Consider the following 2,811-nt stretch of genomic DNA (forward strand, 5'->3'; position numbering starts at 1 on the left):
GTTATTATATAAATAACTAAATAAAAATAGTTAATGAAACTAAAAGCTTCAGCTTCATTAACTATTTTTTACTTTGTGGATAACCGCACTTGAAAAACATTAAGTTTTTCAGTGCCCTCCTAAATAGTCATTCTTTTTTTTGTAATTAATTTCCTGGAAAAGTATGAAAAATAAAAATACACAGATAGTTTTATGAGGTTAGTAAGATTCAGGCTCAATGAAGATGATTTTATGATTAATTTATCTAATGTAATTAAACCTCCTATTTTATAATTTTAGAATTATTATATTTTTGCTATAAATAAGCATATTATGATAAAATATACTTTATAAATGGAGGGATTAGATGGATAAATTATTTGAGTTTTTCTATAGTACAGTTGAAAAAGAAGATTATTCAAAGGCTATGAAAATAGGAATGTTTTTGTTGATTTTATTTGCACCTAGTATATCTATAATATTTCTTTATAAAAGAGAATTATTTATGGAAATGGATATTACCAAGTTATTATTAATTGGAGTTGTTATAAATGTTATTTTCTTTGTTATTATATATACATCACTGAAGGTTTTTACTAATTTAGAGTTAGTATATAATACGTATAAATATTCAGTTTTAGGTAAAGAAATCATACAATTAAAAACAGGATTGGATAAAGGTATAGATAATGATATTGAAAAAATGAATAAACTAAGAGAAAAAATTAATAAAACTTATGAAGAATTTTCCTTAATACCAAGACCAGTTCAAGATCATAATATAAAAATTATTAGATTGTCAAAAGAGTATGTTTCTATATTTACCATATTAATATGGATATTGTATTTATGGGATTATATAATAAATAAAAATATTGCCTCTGAATTTGCAATTAAGAGATTAGTGTTTTATGTTACTTTTATGTGGTTAATACATATAGTTAAAATGTTATTTGGAATTAAAAAATATGTTAGCAAAATTAAAGAGCCATATAAAATTTGTAATGATAAAGAATATAGTATATTGAAAGATAAATCTATATGGATGACCATAGTAATTGCTCTTGTATGTGGATATAATGCTATACTAATTATTATAAATTGTTTCAAATAAATGAATAATGTAAAAATCAATAATAGATAACAATAAAGTAGACATATCATCATTTTCTTGATTTTATTTAGTTAACAAATTTCTAAAAAAGTTTTATAACCTAGTATAAAGCTTTTTAGGAGGAATGAAAGATGAAAATAGAAGAACTAGAAAAATTATTTGAAAAAAGTTATGGGTATAAGAAAACGAGTATTTGGAACATTAATGGACTTACTGTAGATGCAAATAATATTGATGAGGAAGTTACAAAAAAATTAGATATAGAGTTAAGGGGTCGTAGTATCTTTAATAATAAAAAAGAAATATTTAAAAATCCAGTAATAATGACAAAACAAGGTGAAAATTACTTTATAAAAGTTGAACTTGAGCATAAAATAGGTATGTGTTATAACAAAGAAGGAAAGAAAGAACCTTACTATGAAGATGGTAAACCAACATATGATTTAGAATGTAGTATTGAAGGGTATTGGAAGTATAATGAGTATAACAATATTGAGTTGAAAGATACTTATTTATATCCTAAGTATTATGGTGTAGATAAAAAATTAATATGGGAAAATTATGATTTTAAGGATATAGTTAAGCTTGTTAATAAAATTATTGATATGTATTTTATGCAGGAGGTATTGACTAAAATTATTAGACGTGATGCATGTCCATATTAGAGAGCTTGAATAAAGCTCTTTTTCTTTTTGTGCAGTTTAAGCAGTTTTATTTAGAAAATTAAAATGTTAATAATCAAGTCTAGCCATAGCACTTTCTAAAAAAGCTCAATCGGTACTTTTAATGGACTCTTATGTACCCTTCGTATTTAGGACATTACTTAATTTTTTTCTCAGCTAAGAGAGGGTATGGTGTTAGTATAAAGTAGTGGACACATTAAGACGAACTAAGTTAAAATAATATTTAGTTAAGAAAGGATGTGTCCATTATGGGAAAGGGCAGAAGATACGATCAAGAATATAAGGATATGATAGTAGAGTTATTTAAATCAGGAATGAGCTTAGCAGAGCATCGTCTACGAATATGGCATTGCAAAATCAACAATTAACGGCTGGATTAAAGATGTAAAAGAAATTAAAGTAGATGAAAATGAAGTTATGACATTAAGGGAAGTAAAAGCTTTAAGAAAAGAAATGGTAAGAATTAAATAGGAAAATGAAATATTACACCAAAGGCGGGATTTAGCCAAAAAAGCTATGGCCATATTTGCAACAAGAAATTAGATGAAGTGATAGAATTTATAAATAATAATAAAAGCAAACATGATATTAAGACTATGTGTACCGTTCTAGGCGTAGCCAGAAGCACATATTATAAATCTTTTGATAAAACTAAATCTGCAAGAGAACTAGAAAATGAGGAATTAAAATCAGCTATTAAAAGGATATATAAAGAGAATAAATGCATATATGGTGCTCCTAGAATTCATTATATGCTTGGTATAGAAGGCTTCAATGTATCGTTGAAGCGAGTTCAAAGACTAATGACTAAACTTGGCCTTTGTGCAGTAACTGTAAAAAAATACAAGCCTCATTCAAGTAAAAAGGTAGCAGAAGATTTAGAAAACGTTTTAAAAAGAGACTTTACAACTACTTCTATTAACGAAAAATGGGTAGGAGATATTACATATATTCATACTAGTAGGGATGGTTGGTGCTATTTAGCTTCAGTTCTTGACTTACATTCTAAAAAAATAATTGGCTACGCTTTCGGTA

3 protein-coding genes are annotated in these 2,811 nt (G+C 25.9%); all 3 read left to right on the forward strand.

Translation table 11 applies throughout. From position 1 onward, the window contains the following. The first annotated feature begins 346 nt into the window (after nucleotides 1-346). Nucleotides 347-1,093: a hypothetical protein gene (locus H8R92_RS12890; RefSeq protein WP_186835663.1), complete on the forward strand. Its 747-nt coding sequence runs from the start codon at nucleotides 347-349 to the stop codon at nucleotides 1,091-1,093. 131 nt (nucleotides 1,094-1,224) lie between these two features. Beyond that, nucleotides 1,225-1,758 (forward strand): hypothetical protein, encoded by a 534-nt coding sequence (locus tag H8R92_RS12895; RefSeq protein ID WP_186835664.1) that lies wholly within the window; start codon nucleotides 1,225-1,227, stop codon nucleotides 1,756-1,758. Between the two features lie 566 nt (nucleotides 1,759-2,324). Next, a partial coding sequence (locus H8R92_RS12900; RefSeq protein WP_186835665.1) for an IS3 family transposase occupies nucleotides 2,325-2,811 on the forward strand: 487 nt, incomplete at its 3' end.

It is taken from the genome of Clostridium lentum (assembly GCF_014287815.1).
Classification (GTDB): Bacteria; Bacillota; Clostridia; order Clostridiales; family Clostridiaceae; genus Clostridium; species Clostridium lentum.